Source organism: Stenotrophomonas sp. GbtcB23, assembly GCF_019091045.1.
Lineage (GTDB): Bacteria > Pseudomonadota > Gammaproteobacteria > Xanthomonadales > Xanthomonadaceae > Stenotrophomonas > Stenotrophomonas rhizophila_A.
The window spans coordinates 1-275 of record NZ_JAGXKC010000388.1; the positions used below are offsets into that span (position 1 = coordinate 1).

The 275-nt window shown below is 53.1% G+C and carries 1 protein-coding gene; it reads left to right on the forward strand.

Going from position 1 to position 275, the window contains the following annotated elements:
• Positions 1–251: hypothetical protein (locus tag KVS69_RS19510; protein WP_217539636.1), on the forward strand; the 251-nt coding region annotated here is incomplete at its 5' end.
• Positions 252–275 lie beyond the last annotated feature (24 nt).

A 275-nucleotide genomic window follows, 5' to 3' on the forward strand; every position in this document is an offset into this window, starting at 1 on the left:
GGATTCCGAAAGAAGTCGCTTTTCTTTGGCCACCTAAAGACCAATTCTCCGAGGCAGACATTGATTTTCTGGACGGAAGCGCCTTTTCTTTCAATCGCTCCCGCCTGCAGCCTGAGGAACGGCGAAGCCGGCCCCTGAAGGAACAGGAACGTGCGCGACGTCATGTCGCACAACCTGTGGGAATGATCATGGGCTTCTGGTTTGGCATTGACGAGGGGACTGCCTTGATGAAAATACCCTTCGATGTTTAACGGCACATCACGCAATTGACAGCG